Raw genomic sequence first — 20,269 nt, forward strand, 5'->3', positions numbered from 1 at the left:
CCTGCGACGGGCGGAAGGCTTCCAGGCCTCCCGGGCCCCGGGGTTTCGACCCCCCGGGCAGTCCGCCGCCCCCACGCCCCCGTTATTCCACAAGCCGCAGGATGAGCCGCGCAAGGGTCCGGGCGACGATTACAGGACGACATTTCCCGCTCGATCGCACCCCGCCGCACGTTGATGGCCCTGGCGCCAGACGCCCTCCCCCGCGACGGGATGGACACAAGGATAAGCCCGCCGGGAGGGGGTGATGGGAAAAACCCGCTTCAAAAGCAGAAGGCGTTGATTAGGGAGGATATTTTTTGCTCAACGCGACTATATTGACGGGGCAGCGTCACGGCTTCCTTCTCCCCTCGAGGGAGAAGGAATGCCAAGGCTGGCTTTCGCTCACGACCCCGGTTCGACCGGCGGAGCGGCGTCGGCCGGGGTGGCTGGAGTCGGTCCGGCCGCGTCGGCTGCGGCCTGGCAGTTCCGGCCCGCATACAGGCCGTTCAGATAGTACCAGCGGTGGCGGACGGCGGCGGCCTCGGCCTCCTTGCGCTCGCGTTCCGGCGCGGTCAGGGCGTCGGTTCCGGCCATGACGAGGCCTGCGCCCGGAATCACCATGGCCGCTCCGGCGCGGGCGACTCCGCCCAGCCGGCCGAACAGGCCGCCGCCGGGCTCGCCGCCCATGGCCTCGCTGAGCCCGGCCGCCTCGTCCGCCATGGCGGCGCAGGTCATCGTCGTATCGGCGGCGCGGATGATCTCGATCGGACCGGACGCCGGCGCGGCCCCGGCCTCCTGGGCCATGGCCGACGGAACGGCGCCCAGGCTCATCGCCGCAGCGACGGACAGGATAACGGACTTCATGATGCTCAACCCTCAAAGCCCCGCATGGAAACGGCTGCGGGGACGAGGGGTTGCGTTCGGTCTCAGGCCCGAACGGCGCGTGTCGCCTCGACTCCGAGCGCCTGCAGGGCCGCCGCGGCGATGTGTTCGGCATTGAGGCCGGCAGTCGCATACATGGCGGCGGGATTGTCCTGGTCCTGGAAGACGTCGGGCAGGCACAGGGTGCGGATCTTCAGGCCCGCGTCGAGCGCGCCCTTTTCGGCCAGCATCTGCAGCACGAAGGCGCTGAAGCCGCCCATGGCCCCCTCTTCCACCGTGATCAGGCATTCGTGCTCGCGGGCGAGGCGCAGGATCAGGTCGGCGTCCAGCGGCTTGGCGAAGCGGGCGTCGGCGACGGTGGCCGAGACGCCGCGGGCGGCCAGGGCGTCGGCGGCCTTGAGCGACTCCTGCAGCCGCGTGCCCAGCGACAGGATGGCGACCGCCGTGCCCTCGCGGACGACGCGGCCCCTGCCGATCTCGAGCGGGGCGGCAAGTTCCGGAATCTCGACCCCGACGCCATCGCCCCGCGGATAGCGGAAGGCCGAGGGACGGTCGTCGATCTCGAGCGAGGTGGCGATCATGGCGGCCAGCTCGGCCTCGTCGGCGGCGGCCATCAGCACCATGCCCGGCAGGGCGCCCATGTAGCCGATGTCGAAGCTGCCGGCGTGGGTGGCGCCGTCGGCCCCGACCAGACCGGCGCGGTCCATGGCGAAGCGCACAGGCAGCGACTGGATGGCGACGTCGTGGACGACCTGGTCGTAGCCGCGCTGGAGGAAGGTCGAATAGATGGCGCAGACCGGCTTCATCCCGTCGGCGGCGAGGCCGGCGGCGAAGGTGACGGCGTGCTGTTCGGCGATGCCGACGTCATAGGTGCGCTCGGGGAAGGCCTGGCCGAACAGGTCCAGACCGGTGCCCGAGGGCATGGCGGCGGTGATGGCGACGATCGAGGGATCGAGCGCGGCGCGCTTGATCAGCTCGGTCCCGAACACCTTGGTGTAGCTGGGGGCGTTGGAGACGGATTTGGACTGTTTGCCCGAGACGACGTCGAACTTGGCGACGGCGTGCAGCTTGTCGGCGCTGGATTCGGCGGGGGCGTAGCCCTTCCCCTTCTGGGTCACGACGTGGACGATCACCGGGCGGTCGGTGATGGCGGCGGCGTTCTTCAGGATGGGGACGAGGTTGTCCATGTCGTGCCCGTCGACCGGCCCGACGTAGTAGAAGCCCAGCTCCTCGAAGAAGGTGCCGCCGACGATCATGCCGCGGGCGTATTCCTCGGCCTTGCGGGCCGCATTGCGGAACGGGCGCGGCAGGTGTTCGGCGACCGACTTCCCGAAGCGGCGGAAATTGCGGTAGGCGCCGCCCGAGACCTGTTTGGCCAGATAGGCGCTCATGCCGCCGACCGGCGGGGCGATCGACATGTCGTTGTCGTTGAGGATGACGACCAGCTGTTTGGTTGTCTCGGCGGCGTTGTTCATGGCCTCATAGGCCATGCCGGCGGACATGGAGCCGTCGCCGATGACGGCCACGACCTTGTTCGATTCGCCCTTCTGGTCGCGGGCGGCGCAGAAGCCGAGGGCGGCGGAGATGGAGGTCGAGGCGTGGGCCGCGCCGAAGGGGTCGTATTCGCTCTCCGACCGTTTGGTGAAGCCCGAGAGGCCGCCGGGCTGGCGCAGGGTGCGGATGCGGTCCCGGCGGCCGGTGAGGATCTTGTGCGGATAGCACTGGTGGCCGACGTCCCAGATCAGGATGTCCTTCGGCGTCTCGAATACGTGGTGCAGGGCGACGGTCAGCTCGACCACGCCCAGGCCGGCCCCGAGGTGCCCGCCGGTCACGGAGACCGCGTCGATGGTCTCCACCCGCAGCTCGTCGGCCAGCTGGCGCAGCTGGGGAATGTCGAAGCCCCGCGTATCGGCGGGCAGGTGGACCTGGTCGAGGAGCGGGGTGTCGGGCATGCGGACGGTTCGTACCTAAGCCATTGGTCTTCCAACACCCTGTAGCGCATTTCGCTGCGGTTCGGATCGACGCGGTCTGGAAAAACGATGCAGGATCGATGCATCTAGCCTCTGACGCAGGGACAGGCGAGTGTCCACGATGTCGCCGGGGACATGCGGGAGCCTCAGGCGGCGGGGCTTCGGGCCAGTTCGCGGGCCAGCCGGACCGAATCCCCCCGCGTCGAAATCCAGATCAGGGCTTCCGTGGCGCCGGAAACGAGCCGGTCCAGCCACCCGAAGCCGGGACGGGTGCGCTGGTCGACAGCGTAGCCGAGGTGCGCGAGTTCCTCGATCCGGATATCCTGGATCACCGCCCGAAGACCCTCGTCCCGGCCGGCCGCCCAGCGGATCTGGTCATTGAGATGCCGGTGAACGGTCCCCTCGACCGCCTCGGTGCAGGCGAGGATGGCTTCGCGTCCCAGCAGACCCGTCAACAGGCCGAGGAGGCCGCCGCCGACCCCCCATATCCACATCATCCGGCACGGTTTGGCCGCGCGCGCCGGCATCAGACTTCTGAACCGCACGCGGTGCGACCGCTCGTGGGCGAGCGCTTCGCGAAGAAACGGAAGCAGGTCCGGCGCGCGCAGCCGGGCGGCGAGGATCTGGGCGCTGTAGATGCTGATCGCGCCATGCTCGCCGCCGTGGTTGACCCTGAGGATGCGGGCGGCGATCGAGGTGTTGGCCTTCATGGGATCAGGACCGGCGCTGAAGCACGTAGTCCACGCTGGTCTTGAGGATTTCGGCGTCGGGGCCGAAGACGTCGAGATGGGCGCGGGCCTGGTCGGCCAGGTGGGTGACCCTGTGCCGCGCCGCCTCTATGCCCAGAAGGGTGACGAAATTGGTCTTGCCCTGGGAGGCGTCCTTGTTGGCCGCCTTGCCGAGGATGTCCTCGTCGCCCTCGACGTCCAGCAGGTCGTCGACGATCTGGTAGGCCAGGCCGATGTCGTGGGCGAAACTGGTCAGGGCCTGGCGCTCGGTCTCGCGGGCGCCGGCGATGATCAGGGGAATCTCGAAGGCGTAGGTGAACAGGGCGCCGGTCTTGAGCCGCTGCATGCGGGCGACGCCGCCCAGGTCGTCGCGCACGCCGAGCAGGTCGATCATCTGGCCCCCGGCCATGCCGCGCGCGCCCGAGGCCAGCGACAGGCGGGCGGCCAGTTCGCAGCGCACGGCGGGGTCGTCGTGGGTGTCGGGGTGCAGCAGGATGTCGAAGGCGGCGGTCTGCAGGGCGTCGCCGGCGAGGACGGCGGTGGCCTCGTCATAGGCGCGGTGGACGGTGGGCCGGCCGCGGCGGACGTCGTCGTCGTCCATACAGGGCAGGTCGTCGTGGACCAGGCTGTAGGCATGGACGCATTCGAGGGCGCAGGCGGCGCGCAGCACCGGCCGTTCCTCGATGTCGAACAGATTGGCGGCCTCGAGGGCGAAGAAGGGGCGCAGCCGCTTGCCGGGGCCCAGGGCGGCGTAGCGCATGGCCTCGGTCAGGCGCGATTCGGGTCCGTCGGCGCGGGGCAGCAGTTCGTCGAGGGCGACCGTGACCAGATCGGCGATCTCGGCCACCCGGTCGATGACCGTCTGCTCGGGAGAGTTGGCGGCGAGGACGGGGATCAGAACAGCCTCCCGCCCACGGGGACGTCGCGGTCGACGCCGATCAGGACGACCTCGCCCGCCGCGTCCGGGAAACCCAGGGTCAGCACTTCGGACATGAAGGGCCCGATCTGGCGCGGCGGGAAGTTGACCACGGCGGCGACCTTGCGGCCGACCAGCTCCTCGCGGGCGTAGTGGACGGTGATCTGGGCCGAGGACTTCTTCGTTCCGATGTCGGGGCCGAAGTCGATGGTCAGTTTCCACGCCGGCTTGCGCGCCTCGGGAAAGGGGTCGGCGGCGAGGACCTGACCGACGCGGATATCGACCTTGAGGAAGTCGTCGAACGCGATCTGGCCGGCGGCCGGCATCAGCTGAACCCGGCCGGTTCGACGCCCTTCGCCTGGCCGTCGGGGCCGACCACGATCTTCTCGACGCGCAGCTGGGCGGCCTTCAGCCGGTTCTCGCAGTGCGCCTTGAGCCGCGCGCCTTCCTCGTAGAGGGCGATGGATTCCTCCAGCGGCGCCTGGCCGGACTCGAGCCGGGACACGATGCCCTCGAGACGCTGGAGCGCGTCCTCGAAGCTGAGATCGGCGGGGATGGGGGCGGCGTCGGTCATCGCCAGCGACCCTAGAGGGGGCGGGGGCTGGCCTCAAGCGGAGACCGGCGTCCGGGTTCGGCAATTGCTATCCGGCGGGCGGGACCCGGCGGGCGGAGATGATCCGGACGCGGGGGTCCAGCATCTGGCCGCGCATGAAGCCCTCGCCTTCGGTAGGGGATTTCGGGGCGGCGAGAATGGCGCGGACCACGTCCATGCCCTCGACCACCCGCCCGAAGACGGCGAAGCCCGGATCGCCGGGGGCGGCGCGGCCGGCGTCGAAGCCCGGCAGATTGCCGACGATGATGAAGAAGTCGCCGTCGGCGGTGCCCGGGTCGAACCGGGCCATGGACAACGCGCCGTCGACGTGGCGAAGGCCGGTCTGGCTGGTCGGCTCGTGGGCGATGGGCGACAGGACGCGTTCCGGCGCATTGCTGGTCCCGCCCTGGACCACGCCGGTCCCGGCGCCGAGCTCCATGCCGCGGTAGAAATCCGTGCCGTCGAAGCGGCCCTCGTCGACATAGCGCAGGAAGTTGGCCGCGGTGACCGGGGCGCGCGGGTCGGTCTCGACGAGGATGGTTCCGGCCGTGGTTTCGATCGCCACCCGAACGGCGACGGCCGGCGCGGGCGCTTCCGCCGGATCCTGAACGGGAACCCGGGCCGAGACCGGACCGGGACCCCACACCGCGGCGGCGAGGCAGAGGACGCAGGAGATGAGGGACCGCCGGTTCATCGTCCTCTCCCCGTCGTCAGCGCCGCTCGTAGCGTCGCTGGGACCAGTATTTGAAGCCCTGGTTGTGGACCAGGTCCCAGCCGTCGGCGCGCAGGCGCTTGCCGACCATGTGGTTGAAATAGCCGTGGGCCAGGACCAGCACGTCCTGGCCGCTCTCGGCGCGGGCGATCAGGGCCCGGGCGGCGGCCTCGGAGCGGGCTTCCGCCTCGGCGCGGGTCTCCTGACCTTCGTGGTGGTTGAAGGCGTGCCACCAGATGCGGGCGACCACGCCCCAGTATTTCGGCGGCAGCCTGAACCACGACGGAAAGCGCGGCGGCGGCAGGGGGGCCTCGATGAACAGGGCGTCCGACATCACCTCGCGGCCGGCGGCGATGGCGGCGGCGGTTTCCTGGGCGCGGGGACGGGTCGAGGCGTAGATGGCGCCGGCGCCCTCGGCCGTGGCCAGCAGCTCGGGCGGCGGGGTCTGGCCGGCGCGCAGGCCGCCGACTTCGTATTTCGCCCACCAGTCGCGGTACTGGTCCGAGGTCAGCAGGCATTTGCGCGACAGGGCCGGCTCGCCGTGGCGGGCCAGGACGATGGCGCCGGGGCGGACGGAGACCAGGGCGGCGGCCCGGGGAGCCGGCGCCGGCGCGGATTCTGTCGGCGCGGACACCGGCGGGTGGGCCATCACTGAGTCTCGGGCGGGGGCGGGCATGATGATCGGACAAGAAGCCTTTGGCGAACCGTCCTCTATTCCTCCCCCAAGGCCTGAACGTGGGCGACCGCGGAACGGCCCAGCCCCTCTAGGTCGTAACCGCCCTCGAGCGAGGACACAACCTTGCCGCCACAGCACGATCTCGCGACCTCGAGCACGGCGCGGGTGGCCCAGGCGAAATCCTCGGCCTCCAGGCTCTGATGCGCGAGCGGATCGCGGCGGTGGGCGTCGAAGCCGGCGGAGATCAGGATCAGGTCGGGGGCGAAGGCTTCCAGCGCCGGCATCAGACGGTCCGCGAAGGCGGCGCGCCAGGTCCCGCGGGCGGCGTGGGGCTCCACCGGCGCGTTGACGATGTTGCCGACGCCGGTCTCGGAGGCCGCGCCGCTGCCGGGATAGAGCGGCATCTGGTGGATGGAGCCGAGGAACAGGCTGTCGTCGGCCTCGAAAGCCGCCTGGGTGCCGTTGCCGTGATGGACGTCGAAATCGATCACGGCGACGCGGGCCAGGCCCTCGGCCTGGGCCACGCGGGCGGCGACGGCGACGTTGGAGAACAGGCAGAAGCCCATCGGCATGTCCGGCTCGGCGTGATGGCCGGGCGGGCGGACGGCGGCGAAGGCGCGCGCTGTTTCGTCCCGGGCCACCGCGCGGACGGCGTCGATCACGGCGCCGGCGGCGAGGCGGGCCGCGCGGACGCTGCCGGGCGACAGGATGGTGTCGGCATCGAGCACGTTGAGCCCCCCGACCGGAGAGGCGGTCAGCAGACGGGCCACGAAGGCGGGCGGGTGCAGGCGTTCGAGGTCGGCGATGGCGGCCTGGGTCGCGGCGCGGCGGTCGAGATCGAGGTCGGCGGCGTCGAGGGCGTCGAGCACGGCCTGGAGCCGCTCGGGCCGCTCCGGATGACCGGGACCGGGCCGGTGGTCCAGCATGTCGGGGTGGGTGAAGAGGGCGGCGCTCACGCCGCTTCCCGGGTCGCGGGGACGCGCAGGTGGCTCTCGCCCCATGCCTTGAGGGCGGCGATCACCGGGGCCAGGGCCGCGCCGCCGGGGGTCAGCCGATATTCCACGCGCGGCGGCACCTCGGCGTAGACGGTTCGGGACACGAGGCCGTCGTCCTCGAGTTCGCGCAGCTGTTTGGTCAGCATGCGCTGGGTGATGTCGCCGACCTCGCGGCGCAGGGCGTTGAAGCGCAGCGGACCGGCGTCGAGCAGCTGATAGACGATCATCCCCTTCCACTTGCCGCCGATCACGTCGAGGGCGGCGTCGACCACGCATTCGCCGCCCCGGACACGGCGGCGGATGGGGTTTTGATGAAGGCTGGATGCGGTATCCATTCGGGTACTATCTGCACAAAAATGGCGTACTTGTACGGTGCGCGACGATGCATCAGCTGAGCGGGACCCGCAATGGAGTCCAGGCATGAAAGCCATCGTAACCCCCGGCCCGCGTCCCGTCGCCGATCCGGCCGCACTCGCCGACGTCGAAGCTCCCGAGCCCGAGCTGCGGCCCCGCGACCTGCTGATCGAGGTCCGGGCCGTCGCCCTGAACCCGGTCGACTTCAAGGTGCGGCTCAGCCGCGCGCCCGGTGACGGCGCGCCCGACATTCTCGGCTATGACGCCGCCGGAATCGTGACGGCCGTCGGGCCCGAGGCCAGTCTGTTCAAGGTCGGCGACGAGGTCTTTTACGCCGGACAGATCAACCGCCCCGGCTCGAACGCCGAGCGCCAGGCGGTGGACGAGCGGATCGTCGGGCCGAAGCCGCGGTCGCTGGATTTCGCCCAGGCGGCCGCCCTGCCGCTGACTTCGCTCACGGCGTGGGAGCTGCTGTTCGACCGGATGCGGGCAGGCGTGGACGAGCACGAGACCCTGCTGGTCGTCGGGGGCGCCGGCGGCGTCGGCTCGGCCCTGATCCAGATCGCCCGGGCCAGGACCCGACTGCGAGTGGTGGCCACGGCGTCGCGACCCGAGACGCGCGACTGGAGTTTCGGCCTGGGGGCGCACGCGGTCATCGATCACAGCGGCCCGCTGGACGAGGCGCTGATCGCCGCTGGCGAACGCGCGCCGAAATACATCGCCTCCCTGACCCAGACGCCCCGGCATTTCGAGGCCCTGATCCGCGCCGTGGCCCCGCAGGGCGTGATCGGCGTCATCGACGACCTGCCGCCCGGGCCCATCGACGGTCTCAAGTCGAAATCGGTCGGCCTTGCCTTTGAAAGCATGTTCACCCGATCGGTGCAGGGCACGCCCGACATGGTCCGGCAGCACGATATCCTGTCCGGGGTGGCGGCGCTGGTCGACGCGGGACGTATTCGCACGACCCTGACAGAAGTGCTGGGGCCGATCTCGGCCGAAACCTTGCGGGAGGGCCACCGGCGACTGGAGAGCGGAACCACCATCGGCAAGCTCGCCCTGACCGGATTCTGAGGCTAAGGGGCGGGTCATGACCGAACCCGTGATCCGCCCCGCCGTTGACGCCGACGCCGAAGCCCTCGGCGTGCTGGGGCGCCAGACCTTCATCGACACCTTCGTGGAGGGGTTCGCCATCCCCTATCCGGCGGATGATCTGACCGCCTTCCTCGACGCCAGCTTCAGCCCCGAGGCGATCCGGGCGAAGCTGACGGAGCCGGGGGCGGCCTGGTGGGTGGCGGAACGCGACGGCGACCTGCTGGCCTTCGCCAACACCGGGCCGAACACCCTGCCCCATCCGGACGCGAAGCCGAGCCATGCCGAACTGCGGCGTCTGTATGTGGCCAGGGCCGCGCAGGGAATGGGGCTGGGGACGAAGCTGCTGGCCGTGGCGCTCGAGTGGATGGAGGCCCACACCGACGGCTCGTTATGGATCGGCGTCTGGAGCGGAAACCTGAAGGCGCAGAAACTGTATGAAGCCTACGGGTTCGTGAAGGCCGGGGAGTACCAGTATCCGGTCGGGCGCTGGCTGGATGACGAGTTCATCTTGCGGCGGGGCTGAATATCGCCCTTTCTCACGGCCGATAGAATGGAGATGTCTGGTGATTGCGACGTTGACGTCATTGGCCCTGGCGACCTGCCTCCTGGATCCCACCGCGATCAGGGACCCTCAGGCGTCGCCGCCGGTCGACCGCCTCCCCGTCGGAGCGGCGGAGAGGCCGGACAACGCCGCCGACGGCGACTTCGAACCCGCCCGCTGGATCAATCCGCCGTCGGTCGAAGTCGCCGGCGAACTGACGCCGGGTTTCGCCGCCGGGATCGGCATCTCCGGCAGGGTCCGTTTGAGTTGCCAGGCGGAAGAGCAGGGTCTGCCGAAGGACTGCGAGGTCGTCAGCGCCGCGCCGGAGGGCATGGGCTTCGAGGCCGCCGCCCTGGAAGTCGCCCGGACCGGGATTGTCCGACCCGCCATGCTTGACGGCGTCCCGGTGCGCGAAGAGGTCACCTTCAATATCGAGTTCTCGACCGAGACGCTCGAGGAGGCGGCGTGGGCGCCCGTCCCGTACGAGGGACCCGAGCCGACGCCCGCCGCCCTCGCCCTGGCTCGCCGGATTGTCCTTCAGGGCCTCGACGTCTCCGTGCAATCCGAAGAGGAGGCCCTGCTTGACGGTCTTGCCGGTGACCGTCGCGAGATTGTCCGGGACTGGCTTCGGGAGCTTCGACCGCTCGGCGATGAAATTTTCATCCACAACCAGACCCTGATGGTCGCGCGTCTGTCGGCGGAGTCGGAAATGTCGGCCTATCTTGCCGATGGAACCCTGCCGTCGTCCCCTGTCCCGACGCCCGAACAGATGGCGGTCGCGACGTCCGATCTTGCGGACCCCAACGAGCGGGCCATCTGGATCGCGGTGAGGGATCGCTACTGCGCGCGATGGTCGTGCGCCATTCCCGAAATGGCTGACTGATGCTCCTTCCCTTCTTCACCGCCCTGCGAGACGCGCGGGTTCCCGTGTCGATGAAGGAATGGCTCCACCTGATGGAGGCCATGGACAGGGACGTGGCGGGGCGGAAGGTCGATGACTTCTACCACCTGTCGCGGGCGGTGCTGGTCAAGGACGAGAAGCACTACGACCGGTTCGACCAGGCGTTCGGCAAGGTGTTCGCCGGGATCGAGACCGTCGGCGCGGGCGAGGAGCCGTCGCTGGACGTGCCCGAGGACTGGCTGAAGCTGCTCAACGAAAAATACCTGACCGACGAGGAGAAGGCGCAGATCGAGGCGCTGGGCGGGTTCGACAAGCTGATGGAGACGCTGAAACAGCGGCTCGAGGAGCAGCAGGGCCGGCACGAAGGCGGCAGCAAGTGGATCGGCACCGGCGGGACCAGCCCGTTCGGCCACGGCGGCTACAATCCCGAGGGCGTGCGCGTCGGCGGGCCGGGGCGGCAGGGCCGCGCGGTCAAGGTCTGGGAGAAACGCGAGTACCGCAATCTGGACGACCAGGTCGAACTGGGCACGCGCAACATCAAGGTGGCCCTGCGCCGTCTGCGCCGGTTCGCCCGGCAGGGCGCGCCGGACGAGTTGGACATGGACGCCACCATCGACGGCACGGCGCGTCAGGGCTGGCTGGACATCCACATGCGGCCTGAGCGGCGCAATACGATCAAGGTGCTGCTGTTCCTCGACATCGGCGGCTCGATGGATGCCCATGTGAAGATGTGCGAGGAGCTGTTCTCGGCCGCCAAGACCGAGTTCAAACACCTGGAATTCTTCTACTTTCACAACTGCCTCTACGAGGGGGTGTGGAAGGACAACCGGCGCCGGCACGAGCAGAAGATCCCGACCTGGGAGGTGCTGAACAAATACCCCGGCGACTGGCGCGCCATCTTCGTCGGCGACGCCACCATGAGCCCCTATGAGGTGACCATGCCCGGCGGCTCGGTCGAGCACTGGAACGAGGAGGCGGGCGCCGTCTGGATGAAGCGGGCGACGCAGCAGTGGGACAAGGTCGCCTGGCTGAACCCGTCGCCGGAGCGGTACTGGAGCTATTCGGCCTCGGTCGGGATGGTGCGCGAACTGGTCGACGGGCGGATGTATCCGCTGACGCTGGAAGGGCTGGAGAAGGCGATGCGGGCGCTGGCCAAATAGGCTAGGCTGAGGCGTTCGTCACGGGAGGCCAAGCCATGCTCGCCATCGTTGTCGCCGTCCTGCTCCAGCAGGCCACGCCCGGCCAGGTGGTGTGGGAGACGCCGGCCCCGCCGCCTCCCGTCGCGGCTGTCGGGACAGCCGAGGTTCCCGCCATTCCCGATTACGCCCGGACCGACCCCTGGGGCTATGAACGGGCCGAGTGCAGCCCGCTGGTGCGCAAGGCCGCGGAACCGATGGAGGCCTGCCAGCAGCGGGTTCGCATGGCCCTGGCCGCCAATCTGGGCGCCGCCCTTCCCGACGGATTGGCGCCGGCGGGCGCGGCGGACAATTGCCGCCAGGAGGCGGCGGGCGACCGCTACGCCCTGCAGTGCGGCGCCCCGGCCCGCAGCGCGCCGTCCGCCCCCGACCTTCGGGAACGGTCCTGCACCTCACGCCCGAGCGTCACCGCCGAGGGCGCGGTGTCGTTCCGGGAAGAATGCACGGTCGGCGGACAGGAGGTTCGCGACGAGGGTCTGAGAATCCGGCTGGGCGGCCGCGACTAGGCCCTTCCGGCGTCGTCAGGTCCGGAAAGGAGACGCCCGCGTCCGGCCATGCACAGTGCGCCCCGAAGACGGGGGCGGGCGATGCTGCTGGCTATGATGGCGATGACGATCCAGCTTTCGGCGGCGGCCGGCGACCCGCCGGAACTCGAGATTCCGGACTGGGCCCTGCGCGACCCCTACGGCTTCGTGCTGTCGAACTGCAGCCCCCTGGTCCGACGGTCGAGCGAGTCGCTCGAGGCCTGCGAACACCGCGTCGGGGAAGCCCTGCGCGCCCGCCTGCCCGGTTTCCGTCCGCGGCCGGCGGCGACCCTCGTCGCCTCGGGAGCGGATGATCCTCCGGCGGCCGTCAGCGGCACGGCCTTCGGCGGACGCTGCACGACGCGGCAGGACAGCCGGCGCGGCGAGGACGGATCGTCGTCGTCCGGAATGATCCTCTGCGGCGACCCGTCCAGCGCAGCGTCGCGGGCGCTTGAAGCGGTGTTGCGGCCTCGCTGAACCGGAAGCCTGACATGACGACGCCGCGCCCCGGGGTGAGGACGCGGCGTCGATTCGGCAGCCGGAAAGTCTAGTTCCGGTTGTCGCGAAGCGTATCCTTCAGACCGCCCACGGCGTTCTGGACCTTGCCGGAGACCTGGTCGGCCTCGCCTTCGGCCCTCAGCTTCTGATCGCCGGTGACCTTGCCGGCGAGTTCCTTGGCCTTGCCTTCGAGGTTGCGGGCGGCGCCTTCGACGCGATCGTGATCGGGCATGGGATGATCCTCTGCTGGACGCCGTCGGGAGGCGGCGTCTCGTGCAAGGATAACGGGACCGGGCGGGACCCGTTCCCCCTCCGCGTCAATGGACCGGGCCCGCGCGGCGCCGGGCCGCGGAGGTCAGGCCCCGCGCCGCAGCCAGACCGCCACCGCCCAGGCGTGGGCGTCATGGCGGAGCAACCTGATCGCCGTGGCCGCATCCAGCCAGACCAGCTGGTGATCGGCCTCGACCTTGGCGGCGGCGTCGAGCGACAGCATTTCGGCGCTCCAGAAGCCGCCGGTGTTGTTGATCGGCTGGCCGTCGGACTTGCGGAAATACTGGGCGGCCCCGGCGATGCGGGCGAGCGGGCGGACGGTCATGCCGGCCTCTTCCACGAACTCGCGGATCAGGGCCTGTTCCTCGGTCTCGTCGCCATCGACGGCGCCGCCGGGAAGATCGTGATAGCTGCCCCGTCCCCGGTCGACGCGTACACAGGCCAGGCGGCCCTCATGGACGACCAGCCCGAAGGCCGTGGCGCGCGTCCGGTGGTCCAGACCGGGCTCGGCCGTTCCGAATTGCAGCGGCCGGCCCATGCTCAGAGATCGAAGGCCAGGCGGGCGCGCACGCCCTTGTGCGCCTTGTCGAACTCGACCGCCGAGCGGAGGCCGGACGCCATGGCCGAAACGATCTTGCCGCCCAGACCGGTGCCCCTGATCGCGCCCTCCCCCATGCCGGGGCCGTCGTCCTCGACGGTCAGCAGGGCCCGGCCGGCGCCGTCGGGTTGCAGGGTGACGCGGATCTCGCCGCCTTCGCCCGGGGCGTAGGCGTATTTGACGGCGTTGGTGACCAGTTCGGTGACCACCACCCCCAGGGACACGGCCTGGTCGGTCGAGACCCGCATCGGTTCCGCGTCGAGGGTGATCCGGGGGGCGGCGCCGCCGGGGCCCATCGACTTGCCGAGTTCGGCGATCAGGCCCTCGAGATATTCGTCCATGGCGACCGAGATCATGTCGCCCGAGGTGTAGAGCCGGCGGTGGACGTGGGCCACCGCCTCGATCCGGGCCTGGGATTCCTTCAGCGCGGCGCGGGCGCCCTCGTCGACGAGGTGGCGCAGCTGCAGCGACATGAAGCTGGAGACCAGCTGCAGGGAGTTGCCGACGCGGTGGTTGACCTCGCGCAGCATGGCCTCGGCGCGGTCGCGGGCCAGACGGACCTCTTCCTGGGCCTCGTCGTGCTCGCGCTGGAGACGGCGTCGGTGGAGGGCATCCTCGAGGGCGTTGCGCAGCAGGGCGGTGAAGTCCTCGGACACGTCCTTGATGACATAGTCGGCGGCGCCGGCGCGCAGGGCGGCGACGGCGATGCGACCCTCCTGGGCCCCGGTGACATAGACCACCGGCGGCGGGTTCTCGAGGGCGATGATGTCCGGCAGGACGTCCAGACCCTCGCGCCCCGGCATGTAGTGATCCAGGGCGACGGCGTCGAAATCGCCGGGCCGGTCGACGAGAATCTGCAGGCCCGCGTCGCCGTCCGGCGCGCAGGTGACGGCGTAACCGTGTCGCCCCAGCTCCTTCTCGACCAGCCGCGACAATCCGCGGTCATCGTCGATGTAGAGCAGACGGATGACCTCGCCCTGGGTCCTCACGCGTTCACTCACTCGATGTCCGGGGCCTGCATGACCGACAGAAACAGTCCCAGCTGGCGAATGGCGCCAGCGAAGCTTTCGTAGTCCACCGGCTTGGTGATGTAGACGTTGCAGCCCAGGTCGTAGCAGCGGTCGATCTCGACCTTGTCGTCGGTCGTGGTCAGCACGACGACGGGCGCGCGCCTCAGGCGCTCGTCGCCCTTCACCTTCACGAGGATGTCGGTGCCGGACATGTCGGGCAGGTTGAGGTCCAGCAGGATCAGCATGGGGCCGTTCATGCGGACCTCATGGCTGAACAAATAGTCCATGGCCGAGCCGCCGTCGGCGAAATGCACGATGTCGTTGGCGATATTGGCGCGCCGGATGTTCTTTTCGATCAGCTTGGCGTGGCCGAGATCGTCCTCGACCATCACGATCTTGACGGCACTGGTCATGCGTAGTCTCCGGCGTCCGGGAGGAGGAGGCGTGTGGGGAATTTCAGTATGAAAGTCGAGCCCTTTCCAAGTTCCGACTCCACCGTGATCTCGCCCCCGAGGCGGCGTACGCTGTTGCGCACGAAGGCCAGGCCGAGACCCTCGCCCGGCTGATCCTGCCGGCCCGACCGGCGGAACAGTTCGAAAATCCGCTCGTGATCGCGATCGGAAATGCCGCGGCCGTTGTCGGCGATGCGGTAGACCACCCGCCCCCCGGCGATCTCCTCGCCCGAAACGACGATGCGGCCGGGCCGGGACGGATCGACGTATTTGACCGCGTTCTCGACGAGGTTGCCGAACACCTGTTCGATCGACAGGCGGTCGCTTTCGAGATCCGGCAGCGATTCGATCGCGATCTCGGCGTCGGCGGCCTGGGTCTGATGGCGGACGGAGTCGGCGATGCCGCGGACCATGCCCGTCATGTCGAGCCGTTCGGGCGTCAGGGCCCGGCGGCCCTCGCGCGACAGCTTGAGGATGGCGTTGATCAGCCGGTCCATCTTGGCCGTCGAAGCCCGGATGAAGCCGATGGCCTCGGGGATGTCCTCGCGGACGGCGGTCACAGCGGCGGGATCGACCGACTTCGGGGCCCGGGTCTCGATGGCCGCGATCTGGCGGTCGACGACCTGGCCGGCCAGTTCCAGCTCCGAGGTGTAGCCCATGATGTTGACCAGCGGCGCGCGCAGATCGTGGCTGACGATATAGGCGAAGCGCTGGATCTCCTCGTTGGCGCGCGTCAGTTCGTAGGTGCGGCTACGGACCTGATGCTCCAGTCCGGCGTTCATCCGGTCGAGCGCCGCGCGGGCGTCCTGGATCTCGATCACATAGCGGCGGATCAGCCAGATGCTGGCGCCCGCCAGAACCAGGATCAGGGCCCCGCCGAGCGCGTTGGCCAGGACGGTGACATTGGCCGCCCATTCGGACTGGCGGGTGCGGAATTGCAGGCGGGTGGCCTGGATCTCGTCGATGGCGGCGATCTCGACGCGGATGGCGTCCATCAGGGTCTTGCCCTGACCGCCCCGGATCAGGCTGACCGCTTCGCCGATGCGGCCGGTGCGGGCCAGGGCGATGGTGCGGTCCATGACGTCGAGGCGCTGGTCCGCAAGCTCCCGGATGCGTTCGACGCGCGGCCCCAGATCGGGATCGTCGCCGGTGAGGCCGGTCAGGTCCGACAACAGTTCCGGCAGATCGCGGATCGCCTCTTCATGGACAGCGAGGTAATCCGGGCGTGCGGTCAGCAGGAAACCGCGCTGTCCGGTCTCGGCGTCGACCAGCCGGGTCAGGGCCTCGCGCGAGAGCAGGCGAACCTGCTGGGCCTGTTCCACCGTGTCGTTGAACTCGGCCGTGCGCCGGATCATGACGAACACCGCCAGGTTGACGGCCAGCAGCAGCATGATCGCCAGCGCCAGCAGACCCGCCACGCGCCGGCCGAGCGTCGGCGTGCGCATGAATTGGCTGAAGGCCTGCAGCGTGGAGCGGAGCGCCGGACTCATCGGCGGCGAGCATTAGCGGCGCGTTTGGCCCTGTCCAGTCGCGTATCGGGAGAAACCCTCGCCGTTCTGAGGATTTAGGGTAAAGGTGCGCCCGTCAGGATCGGGGGAGAACGACATGGTGTGGTGGTGGTGGGTTGTTCCGGCGATCGTCGGATTGCTCGGACTGGTGTTGCTGTTCAGGGGCCTGGGCGCTCTGTTCCGGGGGCGGGTGTTCAGCGGATTTCTGGTCGGCGCGGGCGGCGCGGGCTTTCTGGCGGCGGCGACGATCGCGGCCCTGCTGGCGCTCGACGTCCAGACCTATGGCCGGCTGACCTATGAGCGGCCGGTCGCCACGGTCGAGACCCGGCAACTGGGACCGCAGTATTTCGAGGCCACGGTCATGCAGCCCGGCCGGGGCGAGAACGCGCCCGGCGTCAGCAACCTGTATCCGCTGCACGGCGACGAATGGCGCATCGAGGCCCAGGTGCTGAAATGGAAGCCGTGGGCCAATGTGCTGGGCCTGGACACGCAGTACCGGCTGGACCGGCTGTCCGGCCGCTACCGGTCGATCGAGCAGGAGATCAACGGCGCCCGCAGCGTACATCCGCTGACCGGGGGCGACGCCGGACCGGACTGGCTTCCGTGGCGCATCAGCGCCTGGGACGCGGCGCGGAAGTACCGCCGCTATGTCGACGCCGTCGACACCCTGTACGGCGGCGGGGCCTATATGCCGATGGCCGACGGAGCCAAATACGAGGTTTGGATCACCCAGTCCGGCCTGGTGGCGCGACCCGCGAACGACGCGGCGCGGGCGGCGTCGGCGGGAGGATGGACCGAGGTCCAGTAGTCTTCCCGGGGACGCTCAGACCGTCCCGACGGTCCGCAGCCGGGCCCGCGGATGGACCTCGTTCTGGCTCATCACCACCGTCTGGCCGCGGAAGCGTTCGATGATCGAGCGGACGTAGGGGCGGATTTGCGGTCCGGTCAGCAGGACGGCCGTCTCGCCGGCCATGGCGGCGCGTTCGAATACGTCGCGGACGGCGCGGATGAAGTCCTGCAGGCGCGACGGGGCCATGGCCAGCTGCCGGTCCTCGCCCTGGCCGACCAGGGCGTCGGCGAAGGCCTGCTCCCATTCCGGCGACAGGGTGACGATCGGCAGGGCGCCGTCGTCGCCCTTGTGCTGCCAGCACAGCTGGCGGGCCAGACGACCGCGGACATGCTCGACCAAGGTGGTGACGCTCGAGGTGTGCGGCGCGGCCTCGGCCAGGCCTTCCAGAATGGCGGCCAGGTCGCGGATCGAGACCTTTTCGCGCAGGAGCGTCTGGAGCACGCGCTGCAGGGTGGTGACCGTGACGACCGAGGGGATCAGTTCGTCGACCAGCTTCTTCTCCTCGGTCCCCAGTTCCTTGAGCAGCTTCTGCACCTCGGCGTAGGAGAGCAGGTCGGCCATGTTCTCCTTGAGGATCTCGGTCAGGTGGGTGGTCAGCACCGTCGAGGGGTCGACGATGGTGTAGCCGCGGAAGGTGGCTTCCTCGCGCAGGCTTTCGTCGATCCACGTCGCGGGCAGGCCGAAGGCGGGCTCGCGGGTGTGCTCGCCCGGCAGTTCGACCTGGCGGCCGGCAGGGTCCATGGCCATCAGGGAGCCGAGACGGACCTCGCCCTGCCCGGCCTCCATCTCCTTGATGCGGATGGCGTAGCCCTGGGTGCCGAGGCGCATGTTGTCGAGGATGCGCACCGACGGCATGACGAAGCCGTACTCCTGGGCCAGCGAGCGGCGCAGGGCGCGGACCTGGTCGGTCAGGCGGCGGCCCTCCAGGTCGTTGATCAGCGAAAGCAGGGAATAGCCCAGTTCGATCTTGACCTCGTCGATGGTCAGGGCGGTGCCGATGGGCTCCTCGACATCCTCCTTCGGTCCCGAGGCGGTGGCGGCCAATTCGGCCTCGCTGGGTCGCGGCTTGAGCCGCTGGCGGCCCAGACGCCAGGCCATGAAACCGGCGCCGATGGCCAGGGCGGCGAACGGGATCAGCGGCATGCCCGGAATCAGGCCGATCAGGCCGGCGGCGCCCGAAACGACCCCGAGGCTGACGGGGTTGGTGGCCAGTTGGGCGACCAGGGCCTTGTCGGCGGTGCCCTCGACGCCCGCCTTGGACACCAGGAAGCCGGCGGCGATGGAGATGATGATGGCCGGGACCTGGGTCACCAGGCCGTCGCCGATGGTCAGGGCGACGTAGGAGTTGGCGGCCTCGCCCATCGGCATCTGGTGCTGGATGACGCCGATCAGCATGCCCCCGATGGCGTTGATGAAGACGATGATCAGGCCCGCCACGGCGTCGCCGCGGACGAATTTCGATGCGCCGTCCATGGCCCCGAAGAAGGTCGATTCCTGCTCCAGCTCCTTGCGCCGGCGCTTGGCGGTCTCCTCGTCGATCAGGCCGGACGACAGGTCGGCGTCGATGGCCATCTGCTTGCCCGGCATGGAGTCCAGGGTGAAGCGGGCCGAGACCTCGGCGATGCGGGTCGAGCCCTTGGTGATAACCACGAAATTCACCACCAGGATGATGGCGAAGATGATGATGCCGATGATGAAGCTGCCGCCCATCATCAGGCTGCCGAAGGCCTGGATCACCTGACCCGCGCCGCCGGGCCCCTCGTGGCCGTGGCTGAGCACCAGGCGGGTCGAAGCCAGGTTGAGCCCGAGCCGGAACAGGGTGGCGACCAGCAGCACGGTCGGGAAGATCGCGAAGTCCAGCGGCCGCTTCATCATCACCGCGGTCATCAGGATCAGCACGGACGAGACCAGCGAGATGGCCAGCAGCAGGTCGAGCAGGAATTTCGGGATCGGCAGGATCAACAGCAGGATGACGCCGATGACGCCGACCGCCATGGCGACTTCGCCGCGCACGACCCATCCCAGCATGTCGCGCCCGGTCGGACGGGCCATGCCGTCCTTCATCATGGGCGAGGCGGGGACGTCGGTCATGCCGCGGCGCCGTGACCGAGGGCGGCGAGGGCGAGGCGGGTCGCCTCGGCGATGACGGCGTCGTTCGCCGCCGCGGATGAGGCCGGGGTGGCGTGATAATAGGCGGCGACGACGATCGCCCCGCCCCCGGGCGGATAGAGGACGCCGATATCGTTGGTCGGGCCGTATCCGCCGGTGCCGGTCTTGTGCGCGACAGTCCAGCCCGTCGGAACGCCCGCCTTGAGCCGCCCCTGGCCGGTGGGCGTGTCGATGAGCCAGCGCATGAGGAGCGCCTTCGAGGGTTCGGTCAACGGCGTGGCGGGAGACACCAGCAGGCGGATGATGTTTCCGAGGGAGCGGGCCGGCTTGATGGTGTCCTTGTCGCCGTCCTGCCGGTTCATCTCCGGCTCGAGACGATCCACGCGCGTGCTGTCGTCGCCGATGCCGCGGTAGAAGGAGCGGAGGGCGTCGACGCCTCCCAGCTCGCGGATCAGGATGTTGGCGGCGGGGTTGTCGCTCAGTTCAACCGTCCCTTTCATCAGTTGTTCGATGGTCAGGGTCGAGCCGACGGCGGGGCCGGTGGCCGGAGCATGGTTGATCATGTCGGCGGACGTGATCGGGATGGCGCGATCCAGCCGCTCCTCTCCCGCCTGGATACGCAGCAGGGTGGCGGCGGCCAGATACATCTTGAAGGTGGAGCAGTAGACGAAGCGCTCGTCGCTGCGCCAGGCGAGGTTCCGCCCGTTCGCCATGTCCATGGCGGCGAAGCCGAGCCGACCGCCGCCACGCTCTTCCAGCGCCGAGAAGTCGATGGCTTCTCTCGGTACGATCACCGCCGGCCCCGCCGGCCGCTCTTGGGGCGCGACGTCGGACGCGGCCTGTTGCGAACAGCCCATGACTCCGAGGGCGCCGAGCCCGGTCAGGACGCTTCTGCGGTCCGTTTCCACACCCATGT

24 protein-coding genes are annotated in these 20,269 nt (G+C 69.5%); 7 read left to right on the top strand and 17 right to left on the bottom strand.

Annotation, left to right across the window (positions count from 1 at the left end; translation table 11 throughout):
• Positions 1-381: 381 nt before the first annotated feature.
• The 10 genes from Q8Q71_RS12745 to Q8Q71_RS12790 form a co-directional block, all read right to left on the bottom strand.
• Complete coding sequence (locus Q8Q71_RS12745) at positions 382-843, bottom strand: hypothetical protein (RefSeq protein ID WP_305759978.1); 462 nt, start codon at positions 841-843, stop codon at positions 382-384.
• Positions 844-905: 62 nt separating this feature from the next.
• Complete coding sequence (dxs, locus tag Q8Q71_RS12750) at positions 906-2,813, bottom strand: 1-deoxy-D-xylulose-5-phosphate synthase (RefSeq protein WP_305759979.1); 1,908 nt, start codon at positions 2,811-2,813, stop codon at positions 906-908.
• A gap of 164 nt (positions 2,814-2,977) precedes the next feature.
• Positions 2,978-3,541: a demethoxyubiquinone hydroxylase family protein gene (locus Q8Q71_RS12755; RefSeq protein WP_305759980.1), complete on the bottom strand. Its 564-nt coding sequence runs from the start codon at positions 3,539-3,541 to the stop codon at positions 2,978-2,980.
• 4 nt (positions 3,542-3,545) lie between these two features.
• The gene (locus Q8Q71_RS12760; protein ID WP_305760114.1) at positions 3,546-4,415 is read right to left on the bottom strand and encodes a polyprenyl synthetase family protein; all 870 of its coding nucleotides are present in this window, start codon (positions 4,413-4,415) and stop codon (positions 3,546-3,548) included.
• Positions 4,416-4,453: 38 nt separating this feature from the next.
• On the bottom strand, positions 4,454-4,801 hold the full coding sequence (locus Q8Q71_RS12765; RefSeq protein WP_305759981.1) for a tRNA-binding protein: 348 nt from the start codon (positions 4,799-4,801) through the stop codon (positions 4,454-4,456).
• Positions 4,801-5,049, bottom strand: a complete 249-nt coding sequence (locus tag Q8Q71_RS12770) for an exodeoxyribonuclease VII small subunit (protein WP_305759982.1) — start codon at positions 5,047-5,049, stop codon at positions 4,801-4,803. The genes Q8Q71_RS12765 and Q8Q71_RS12770 overlap by 1 nt, the downstream gene beginning before the upstream one ends.
• A gap of 67 nt (positions 5,050-5,116) precedes the next feature.
• Positions 5,117-5,761: a peptidylprolyl isomerase gene (locus Q8Q71_RS12775; RefSeq protein WP_305759983.1), complete on the bottom strand. Its 645-nt coding sequence runs from the start codon at positions 5,759-5,761 to the stop codon at positions 5,117-5,119.
• A gap of 16 nt (positions 5,762-5,777) precedes the next feature.
• Positions 5,778-6,428 carry a histidine phosphatase family protein gene (locus Q8Q71_RS12780; RefSeq protein ID WP_305759984.1) on the bottom strand — a complete coding sequence of 217 codons (651 nt, stop codon included), beginning with the start codon at positions 6,426-6,428 and terminating at the stop codon, positions 5,778-5,780.
• A 62-nt stretch (positions 6,429-6,490) separates the two neighbouring features.
• Positions 6,491-7,411: a histone deacetylase family protein gene (locus Q8Q71_RS12785; RefSeq protein WP_305759985.1), complete on the bottom strand. Its 921-nt coding sequence runs from the start codon at positions 7,409-7,411 to the stop codon at positions 6,491-6,493.
• Entirely contained in the window at positions 7,408-7,785 is a 378-nt protein-coding gene (locus tag Q8Q71_RS12790) for a helix-turn-helix domain-containing protein (protein ID WP_305759986.1), read from the bottom strand. The genes Q8Q71_RS12785 and Q8Q71_RS12790 overlap by 4 nt, the downstream gene beginning before the upstream one ends.
• A gap of 85 nt (positions 7,786-7,870) precedes the next feature.
• On the opposite strand from Q8Q71_RS12790, the gene Q8Q71_RS12795 reads away from it, so the two are divergent.
• The 6 genes from Q8Q71_RS12795 to Q8Q71_RS12820 all read left to right on the top strand — a co-directional run bounded on the left by Q8Q71_RS12795 (position 7,871) and on the right by Q8Q71_RS12820 (position 12,535).
• The gene (locus Q8Q71_RS12795) at positions 7,871-8,875 is read left to right on the top strand and encodes a zinc-binding alcohol dehydrogenase family protein (protein ID WP_305759987.1); all 1,005 of its coding nucleotides are present in this window, start codon (positions 7,871-7,873) and stop codon (positions 8,873-8,875) included.
• A gap of 16 nt (positions 8,876-8,891) precedes the next feature.
• Positions 8,892-9,419 (top strand): GNAT family N-acetyltransferase, encoded by a 528-nt coding sequence (locus tag Q8Q71_RS12800; protein ID WP_305759988.1) that lies wholly within the window; start codon positions 8,892-8,894, stop codon positions 9,417-9,419.
• 40 nt (positions 9,420-9,459) lie between these two features.
• Positions 9,460-10,320 (top strand): energy transducer TonB, encoded by an 861-nt coding sequence (locus Q8Q71_RS12805; RefSeq protein WP_305759989.1) that lies wholly within the window; start codon positions 9,460-9,462, stop codon positions 10,318-10,320.
• Positions 10,320-11,498, top strand: coding sequence for a VWA domain-containing protein (locus tag Q8Q71_RS12810; RefSeq protein WP_305759990.1), 1,179 nt, complete (start codon positions 10,320-10,322; stop codon positions 11,496-11,498). The genes Q8Q71_RS12805 and Q8Q71_RS12810 overlap by 1 nt, the downstream gene beginning before the upstream one ends.
• A gap of 35 nt (positions 11,499-11,533) precedes the next feature.
• A complete protein-coding gene (locus tag Q8Q71_RS12815; RefSeq protein WP_305759991.1) occupies positions 11,534-12,040 on the top strand; it encodes a hypothetical protein in 507 nt (168 codons plus the stop codon).
• Between the two features lie 81 nt (positions 12,041-12,121).
• The gene (locus Q8Q71_RS12820) at positions 12,122-12,535 is read left to right on the top strand and encodes a hypothetical protein (RefSeq protein ID WP_305759992.1); all 414 of its coding nucleotides are present in this window, start codon (positions 12,122-12,124) and stop codon (positions 12,533-12,535) included.
• Positions 12,536-12,605: 70 nt separating this feature from the next.
• Here the strand turns inward: Q8Q71_RS12820 and Q8Q71_RS12825 are convergent, their stop codons facing one another.
• From Q8Q71_RS12825 to Q8Q71_RS12845, 5 genes are all read right to left on the bottom strand, one after another.
• On the bottom strand, positions 12,606-12,788 hold the full coding sequence (locus Q8Q71_RS12825; protein WP_305759993.1) for a CsbD family protein: 183 nt from the start codon (positions 12,786-12,788) through the stop codon (positions 12,606-12,608).
• A gap of 123 nt (positions 12,789-12,911) precedes the next feature.
• A complete protein-coding gene (locus Q8Q71_RS12830) occupies positions 12,912-13,364 on the bottom strand; it encodes an NUDIX domain-containing protein (RefSeq protein ID WP_305759994.1) in 453 nt (150 codons plus the stop codon).
• Between the two features lie 2 nt (positions 13,365-13,366).
• On the bottom strand, positions 13,367-14,425 hold the full coding sequence (locus Q8Q71_RS12835) for a sensor histidine kinase (protein ID WP_305759995.1): 1,059 nt from the start codon (positions 14,423-14,425) through the stop codon (positions 13,367-13,369).
• Positions 14,422-14,847 (bottom strand): response regulator, encoded by a 426-nt coding sequence (locus tag Q8Q71_RS12840; protein WP_305759996.1) that lies wholly within the window; start codon positions 14,845-14,847, stop codon positions 14,422-14,424. Before Q8Q71_RS12840 ends, Q8Q71_RS12835 begins: the two co-directional genes overlap by 4 nt.
• Positions 14,844-16,376, bottom strand: a complete 1,533-nt coding sequence (locus Q8Q71_RS12845; protein WP_305759997.1) for a CHASE3 domain-containing protein — start codon at positions 16,374-16,376, stop codon at positions 14,844-14,846. Before Q8Q71_RS12845 ends, Q8Q71_RS12840 begins: the two co-directional genes overlap by 4 nt.
• Positions 16,377-16,461: 85 nt before the next feature.
• Here Q8Q71_RS12845 and Q8Q71_RS12850 point away from each other — a divergent pair, with 85 nt between their 5' ends.
• A complete protein-coding gene (locus tag Q8Q71_RS12850) occupies positions 16,462-17,202 on the top strand; it encodes a hypothetical protein (RefSeq protein WP_305759998.1) in 741 nt (246 codons plus the stop codon).
• 15 nt (positions 17,203-17,217) lie between these two features.
• On the opposite strand, the gene flhA is transcribed toward Q8Q71_RS12850, so the two are convergent.
• Together flhA and bla are read right to left on the bottom strand one after the other, a co-directional pair.
• The gene (gene flhA / locus Q8Q71_RS12855) at positions 17,218-19,311 is read right to left on the bottom strand and encodes a flagellar biosynthesis protein FlhA (RefSeq protein ID WP_305760115.1); all 2,094 of its coding nucleotides are present in this window, start codon (positions 19,309-19,311) and stop codon (positions 17,218-17,220) included.
• Between the two features lie 20 nt (positions 19,312-19,331).
• The gene (bla, locus tag Q8Q71_RS12860; RefSeq protein ID WP_305759999.1) at positions 19,332-20,267 is read right to left on the bottom strand and encodes a class A beta-lactamase; all 936 of its coding nucleotides are present in this window, start codon (positions 20,265-20,267) and stop codon (positions 19,332-19,334) included.
• Positions 20,268-20,269 lie beyond the last annotated feature (2 nt).

The sequence above is a fragment of the Brevundimonas sp. genome, from assembly GCF_030704825.1.
Lineage (GTDB): Bacteria > Pseudomonadota > Alphaproteobacteria > Caulobacterales > Caulobacteraceae > Brevundimonas.